The following is a 7,748-nucleotide window of genomic DNA, read 5'->3' as shown; positions in this document are numbered from 1 at the left end:
GTTTGGCCCTCCACGCCCTGCGCCGGTAACCCGGCAAACCAGCTCACCCCCGGAAAGCAGAACCTCCCCCGGCTGCAGCCTGGCGGCAGCCTGCAGATGAAGATCGGCGGCGACATCGGGTGTGCCTTCGATATTGTCACCCAGCACGATCGGTTTCAAACCCAGATTACGCGCCAAACTGGCCGCAGCTGCCAACGCCATCGCCGGCGTCGCGATAAGGTGATGGGGGATGGCCGGAGTGAGATCATGCGCCTGCGCCGCCCCCGCCATGACGCGCAATATGTCATCACTCGCATCGACGCCGTACCGTGCCAGAATGTCTGGAGCGGCTCGCAAATCGGGCGGGGCAACTGCCGGACCGGAGGCGATCACCGCAATATCATCCCCCACGACATCCGAGATGACGAGCGCCACGGCCCGTGCCGATCCAATGGCACGAGCGAGGCCACCTCCCTTCACGCGGCTCAAGGTCGCGCGCACGGTGTTCAGTTCACCGATGCTCGCACCCGCGTGCATCAACTGACGCACGACGGCCTGCATCTCGCTCAGGCTGACCCCATCGCGCGGCCACTCGAACAGCGCCGAGCCCCCGCCGGAAATCAGGATCAGTACCAGATCATCCGCAGTAAGCCCCGACACAGCCGCCATGATGGCCTTGGCTGCCGTAACGCTGGCGTCGTCAGCGATGGGATGTCCCGCTTCCAGCACCTGGATAGATCGGCAACCATGATCTTGAGACGAACCATGCGGTGCCACGACGACGCCGGTAACCGGGCCGGTATAGTGATCCTCAACCGCCCTTGCCATCGCCGCCGCGGCCTTTCCAAAACCGATCACGATCGTCCGGCCATCGGGCGGGGCGGGGAGGGCCGGGGGAACGCAAATTGCCGGTTGCGCGGATGAGATTGCTGCATCCAGCAGGGCACGAAGCGCGGCAGCCGGGTCCACGGTCATGCAACTGGATCGCGCAACGGCTCACCCGCTTGCCAATGCCGGATGTTCTCCGCAACGCGCAGGCCCATGGCGACCCGCGTCTCCATCGTCGCGCTGCCAAGGTGGGGCAGCAGAACCACATTCTCACGCTGAAGCAGGCCGGGATGGACGCGCGGCTCTTCCTCGAACACGTCCAGCCCGGCCCCCGCTATCACACCCTGATCGAGCGCCTGTACCAGCGCGGCCTCATCGACCACGGTTCCTCTCGCAGTGTTGATGAGGAATGCCGTGGGCTTCATCTTCTGTAATCGGCCAGCGTCGATCAAGTGGTGGGTCTGCTGGCCGCCCGGGATGTTGAGCGAGACAAAGTCGGCCCGCGCCAGCAGTTCGTCCAGCGTGCCGACCTGGCGCGCGGCGCAAGCGGCCAGCAAGTCCGATGCCACCGGGCTGCGGTTCCAGACAAGGATTTCCATGCCGAAGCCTTTGGCTGCCCGCTGCGCGATCGCCTGAGCGATGCGGCCGAAGCCGACAAGGCCAAGCACGCTGCCGCTGACCTGCTTGCCCATCATGTGGATCGGATGCCAGCCCGGCCAGCCGCCTGCGCGCAACTGCCGCTCTCCCTCCCCAGCGCGGCGGGCCACGGCCAGGATCAGCAGCATGGCCACGTCCGCGGTGCAATCGGTCAAGACATCGGGGGTGTTGCTGATCACCGCGCCCGCCGCGCGAGCAGCGGCAACATCGATATGGCTGGTGCCAGCACCGAAATTCGCGATCAGTTTGCCCGAAAGGTCGAGATCGCCCAGAACAAGTGCATCGATCGTGTCTGATACCGTGGGGCAAAAGACATCGGCGCTCGCCAGTCCGACGCGCAATTCCCGAGCCGAAAGAGGGCGGTCATCGGTCCGCCGTTCCACGTCACCTAGCCCATCGAGCGCTTGCTCCGCCGTATCTGGCCAACGGCGAGTTTGAAAAATTCGGGTCATGATGCGCCGTTCCAGTAGCTTTCTAAGGCAATCACCTTGCGGTACCGGTCGTTTCGGCGGTGATCGGCGTTTGCCCATAAAGTTCGCGCAAGGCTAGCTTCTTGAACTTGCACCCGGTTGGAACGCGACACATCTTCGGGCCGTCCAGTGGTTCCGCTGATGTACATGAACGTCAACGGATCTTCCAGCTTAGGGCGATACGGCGCCCCGCGCCTGCAGTCAAAAGTTCAGCGGATTGATACTGAACCCGGCCTGCTCGCCCGCGCCGAAGACCTCACAACATTCCGGTCTCGGCGATAACGCGTGCCGTCAGCGCATTGCCTGCACCGGGCGGCAGGGCACTGCGGCGCTCTTCCATGAGGGACAGCAAGCGGCGGGATAGATCACGGTCGGTCAACGCGGTCATGGTGGTGGCGGGGCTTCAGAGGGAGGGGAGGGAGCCGCCTTGTAGAATGTCTTTTTTGCCATTCCCACGCGGTGGACGGTGCTATCTCTCTCCGAGCCATCGGCCAATGTGGATTGGGGCAATCATGCTTGCGATCACTGCCTTGCAGCGCCTTGCGAACTGCAACGGTCATCCGCAAAGGATACAATAGAGCCCGGCTGCTGTGTCGCAGGCGTCAACCCGATCGAGGCGGCATGAGCTACAATCATCAACACCTGGTCATGAGCAATACGGATGGCGCACTCGCCATTCTCACGCTGAATGTTCCGCGCAAGGCGTGCACAGCATCAATGGCGGGGCTGTGATGGATTGCAAGGCCGTGACCCTGGCTTGGACGGGGATGATGGTTCACCTAAGGCCGATGCCGGGCCGCGTCTGGGACATGCGCAAGCGCCTGAGGCACTTGCTTCCGGCCTGGACAGCGCGCTCGGCCCACTGTGATTAAACGAAAGGTTTCCTGATGCGTCCCGCCACTTTCCAGACCCGCCTGACCGAGCTTTTGAACATCCGCCATCCCATCCTCTGCGGCGGGCTGGGCCCGGGCGTATCGGATGCCCGCTATGTCGCAGCAGTGGTTCGTGCGGGCGGCATGGGCTTCCTGGTTCACACCGGATTTGAGGAGCCAGATACCTTTTCATCGCAGATGGCGCTTTGTCGCGAATTGACGGACGGAATGCCGTTCGGGGTAAACCTTTATATCGGCCGCGCCCCCGGTTCGGTGGAGCGCATCCTCTCGTTCATTCCGGAGATGGTGGCGAACAATGTCTCTTGCGTCGAAACGGCCGGGCAGAACCCCGGACCAATCATCCCCGCCTTGAAGGAAGCGGGCATTCGCGTGATCCACAAGGTGCCCGGCGTCCGCTATGCCCATACCGCGCAACGACTTGGCGTTGATGCGGTCACCGTGATCGGTAACGAATGCGGCGGCCATCCTGGTGTGCATCAGATCGGAACGATGGTCCATGCCGCGCAGGCGCCGATGGAGATCGATATTCCCGTCGTGATCGGCGGCGGGATCGGCACAGGGCGCCAGCTTGCGGCCGTGCTGGCGATGGGTTGCGAGGGCGTGATCATGGGTACGCGCATGATGGTGGCGAAAGAAATGTGGGTAAGCGAAGGCTATAAGACCCAACTGATCGCCGCCGATGGCAGCGAAAGCACCGTGATCAAGCGCGTCTTCCGTGACAATCACCGGGTCCTGGCCAACGAGACGACAAAGGATGTTCTCGCGCTGGAAGCCGCAGGGGTGACTGAATTCGAAGCTTATCGCGATCTTGTGTCCGGCACGCATACTCGGGCAGGTTACAAAAGCGGTGATCTTAGCCGAGGCAGCTATGATTGGGGACATTCAGCTATCTTCGCCGATGCGATCGAGCCTGTTGAAGCAATTTTCGATCGGATGATCGATGATGCCGTGGCGGCGAGCCAGCGTCTTCATCATCTCACCTCGGAAAGCATTGGTTTGCCTTTGGTATCAAATATACATAATTGATATTGGAAGGCCGCAGCCGCTTTGAAGTAGGTGGGGATCGAAGCCATCATCGGTATGGATGAACTCGAAAGCCGCGACTGGTCTGTTAGTGCTAAAACAATAAAAGGCTATGCCCGGGTCGTGAAGGCAATGGCTGGCCAGATAAAACGGCAGGGTTTTTCGGCGGCGGACGTGAAACGGACACGCTCATGCGACCAGGGTCATGAGATACGCAGCGGAAGCGACGCGACACCGCGCGATCGGTGGGTCTTGCGCGGGTGTATCCGCTCGCGGTGATATGGTCTGGCGCTCCCAGACGCGACCTTCATTTTACATAAGATAGATTATCGAACTTTGACGAGTGGATGCGGAGGGGATCGAACGGTAGTTCCGCACGTCAGTCGATCCGAATGACGACCTTGCCTATACGAGTCCCGCTCGCGAAATGCTGGAACGCTGCTGCCGCTTCTTCGAACGCGAACACCTTGTCGATCACGGGGCGCATGCCGGTCTGAGCGATCGCTCGGTTCATATCCTCGAAATGTCTGCGACTACCGACGCGAGTGGGATTGAGATTGATCCCTCGCATCATGAAGAGCGCCGGCATCTCTCCTGGCTGCATGTCTAATGCACCGATCAGGCTGATCCGCCCCGAACGGCGCGTTGAGAGGATGGAGTCCCGCCACCCGGTTGCACCACCAACGTCCAGAGTGACATCGACCCCGCGTCCACCCGTGGCCTCCTGCACCGTCTTATACCATCCCGGGCCTGCCGAGGTATCGATCACCGCGTCTGCCCCCAGTTCGCGCAGACGGTCCATCTTCGCCGGAGACGATGTCGTTGCGATCACTCTCGCGCCGGCGATCTTGGCCAGCTGCAGCCCCAGTATCGAAACCCCGCCGCTACCCATGACCAGCACGTCCTCGCCGGGCTCAAGTTTGCCCACTTGGCCACGAAGCGCAGCCCAGGCCGTCACACCGGCGCATGGCAGAGTCGCTGCTTCCTCAAACGAGAGATGATCGGGCAGCGTGACCACCTCGCTTTGATCGACGGTGGTGAATTCGGTTAGGCAGCCATCATTTGGCCCGGCACTGCGCCCGAGAACATTGAAGTCATCCGGAATGGCACCATCGATCCACGTTGGATGAAACGTCATGGCGACCCGATCACCGACTTTCACGCGTCTTGCCGATGGGCCGACCGCGACCACTTCGCCAGCACCGTCGCACATTGGGATATGGTTGGGTACCATACCGCCTTCCACGGCCTGAAGTCCGCCGATCAGGCCCATCCAGTCCCGGAAGTTGATGGACGTTGCCCGAACGCGAACCAGAACCTGCCCGGCGACGGGCGGGACAGGGTCCGGCTCGTCGACACGCTGCAAACCATCGATGCCGGTGAAGGCCTTTACGCGGTACAGGCGCATGAATGTTCCCCTGGTTTTCGTGTCGGCCGACGGCCGGGGCGATATAGATCAGAGCGCTACGCCGTGAAATCGGAACAAACGGAAACGGAGCTCTGAATGCCTTGCCAGAACGCAACGAGGTTTGAGGACATCCGCATTCACAGGACGTCCTCAAGCCTTAATCGCAATGATCTCAAAATGTTTTAAAAGCGGCTAGAACGAAACCTTTCCAAGCAAACCGAAGGTCCGTGGATTAGTGGTATAGGCCGAGCCGCCGGGATCATTGCGAATTCCTACTGTGAAGTCAGTGGAACCGATGCCATAGGCGTAAGCAAGATCGCGCTTATTGAAGAGGTTGTAGCCATAGAGCTCTATGGAAAGCTTGCTGGCGCCGACGTCAATGTCACGCAGACCGATGCGGCCGTTAAATTGCGAAAGACTGCGATCTGCCGCTAGGGCTCCAACTAGATCGCGCGGCTCGTTCTTCTGAGCGCTCTGATATGAATATTCCAGATGCGCAAACAAGTTGGCCTCGCCTACCGGATGAGTGTAGTCCGCTCCTATATTGACTTGGTTTTTCGGCAAAAACGGAACCTGGACAACTGGGAAAGACACCAAGCTGGTACCGCCGAGGCCGTCGGAGACGAGGCCCGTAACTGTCGCACCCTTGAAAGAGGAATGCATGTAGCTATAGCCTGCATTCATCGAGAAGTTCTCAGATATCTGGGCCTGAGCTTCTACTTCGACGCCATCGATTTTCACGTTGCCGCTCATGTTCACGGTGTCCGTGCTTGACGGATCGACGCCGCTGTTTTGGAATGAGACTTGTGAACTCTCGATAATGCTGTGGAAGGCAGCAACGTTCAGGCGCACGCGGTTATCAAACAGCTGGGACTTCACGCCTGCTTCATAGGTGGTGTTCACCTCAGGATCGTATGTGGTCAGTGCCAGCTTGTTACGGATACCCGTACCGCCGGCGCGATAGGCACGCGCGTAGCGAGCATAAAGGTTCAAAGTCGGCGTGGCCTGGAACGCGATGATGGCTGCGGGATCAAATCGGTCCCGATCAAACAGCGACTCATTGGCGCCGAACGCACCGGCCGCTGCCCGTAAACGCGTGAACTCTTTCTTGTCCTTGGTATAGCGCAAGCCGCCGGTGATGGAGAGGCGGCCATCAAGTACGCTGCTCGGCGTATATGTGACCTGGGTGTAGGCGGCATAGGAATGCGCAGCACCCCTGAACTTCTGGAGAGAAGCGGTGAGACCATCGGCGAGCGTACCGCCGAAATCGAAGGGCGTCAGGGCGATCGGACGTAACGTGGTTGGGTTGATCACCTGATAGCCCATCGCGAAGAAAGAGCTGCGCGTATCGAACACGCGTTCATAATAGTAAAACAACCCGGCGGTGAGCTTAAGATCGCCGAAGTTACCAATCATCTGGACTTCTTGGCTGAATTGCTTTTGATCAACCCCCGCTAGAGCCAGAGTGCCGGTGAACCCGGCCACCTGACCGATGTTGGCTCCAAAAGCCGATGTCGGGATTGTTTGAACGAAGACTTGCCCGGTGCCAAGATTGGTGAATCCATTCTCGCGCAGGAAACGTAGACCGCTAATGGATTTAAACGTCAGGTTATCCGACGCTTCCCATTCCAGCGTCAGCGCATGACCCCGAATGTGGTTGCTGCTCTGCGGGTAGTAGCTCGGAGCATCGACATACTTAGGGTTGCGGGGCTGCGCCGATGGCGTTCCGTAATAGATGTTCGCGGCGATGCCGGCCCCGCTGGCGCACGTCGCGGCGTACGCTGGATTCAAGCACCATGCATAAGACGAAGGTACACGCCCGCCGGTGCGTGAGTTGTAAGAAACCGTATAATTCAGATCGGAAAAGTCATACGAGTAGTTCGCGGTGAAGTTCGGCGTCGGTTCCCACTGCACCGCTACGCGAAAGCCGCGTTGATTCTTATAGCCCAAATCCTCAAAGCTACCGCTTTTTTCCTGCTTGAACGCGGTTTCCGGCAGCCGATAACCTGGCTGATAAAAGTCTACGCCCTCGCGTGGCTGAATGTTCCGCGTCCAACCGTCGTGACGGTCGACCAAGCCAGACAGCTTGACCGAGATATTGGCGAACTTGGGCAGTTCGAGCACGGCCATGGCGCGGCGCTGGTTGAAATTGCCCGCCTGCAATTCGATCCGGCCACCCGCTTCGCCGGTCGGACGCTTGGTGATGAACTGCACCGCACCGCCTTCGGCATTGCGGCCGAACAAAGTGCCCTGCGGCCCGCGCAGAAGCTCGATGCGCTCGATATCGCCCAGTTCAATTCCGGTGCCGACGGCGCGGCCAAGCGGCACGCCGTCCTGATAGACGGCTACGCCCTGCTCTGCCAGGCCGATGCCGGGATCAGACGAGTAGGCACCACGGATATTGAAAGCCAGCGTGCTGGGCGTGCCCGCGAACTGCGTGATGTTGACGCCCGGCGCAACCGAGGTGGACAGGTTGCTAAGATTGGTGAT

General features: G+C 60.1%; 6 protein-coding genes. 1 reads left to right on the top strand and 5 read right to left on the bottom strand.

The annotated features are described in order from the left end of the window. From ACHWRX_RS01800 to ACHWRX_RS01790, 3 genes are all read right to left on the bottom strand, one after another. On the bottom strand, positions 1–954 hold a 954-nt coding region (locus tag ACHWRX_RS01800), incomplete at its 3' end, for a glycerate kinase (protein WP_394657871.1). Continuing rightward, positions 951–1,916, bottom strand: a complete 966-nt coding sequence (locus tag ACHWRX_RS01795; protein ID WP_394657870.1) for a 2-hydroxyacid dehydrogenase — start codon at positions 1,914–1,916, stop codon at positions 951–953. The genes ACHWRX_RS01795 and ACHWRX_RS01800, both read right to left, overlap by 4 nt. A gap of 274 nt (positions 1,917–2,190) precedes the next feature. Beyond that, positions 2,191–2,322: a hypothetical protein gene (locus ACHWRX_RS01790; protein WP_288483364.1), complete on the bottom strand. Its 132-nt coding sequence runs from the start codon at positions 2,320–2,322 to the stop codon at positions 2,191–2,193. A 499-nt stretch (positions 2,323–2,821) separates the two neighbouring features. Between ACHWRX_RS01790 and ACHWRX_RS01785 the strand changes: the two genes are divergently transcribed. Then, positions 2,822–3,853, top strand: a complete 1,032-nt coding sequence (locus tag ACHWRX_RS01785; RefSeq protein WP_183617009.1) for a nitronate monooxygenase family protein — start codon at positions 2,822–2,824, stop codon at positions 3,851–3,853. A gap of 376 nt (positions 3,854–4,229) precedes the next feature. On the opposite strand, the gene ACHWRX_RS01780 is transcribed toward ACHWRX_RS01785, so the two are convergent. Together ACHWRX_RS01780 and ACHWRX_RS01775 are read right to left on the bottom strand one after the other, a co-directional pair. Next, entirely contained in the window at positions 4,230–5,258 is a 1,029-nt protein-coding gene (locus ACHWRX_RS01780; RefSeq protein ID WP_394657869.1) for an NAD(P)-dependent alcohol dehydrogenase, read from the bottom strand. Positions 5,259–5,450: 192 nt separating this feature from the next. Further along, on the bottom strand, positions 5,451–7,748 hold a 2,298-nt coding region (locus tag ACHWRX_RS01775), incomplete at its 5' end, for a TonB-dependent receptor (RefSeq protein ID WP_394657868.1).

Source organism: uncultured Novosphingobium sp., from assembly GCF_964277725.1.
Taxonomy (GTDB): Bacteria; Pseudomonadota; Alphaproteobacteria; order Sphingomonadales; family Sphingomonadaceae; genus Novosphingobium; species Novosphingobium fluoreni.
Note: the sequence above shows the minus strand (reverse complement) of the source record. Positions and strands in the feature narration are given on the sequence as shown.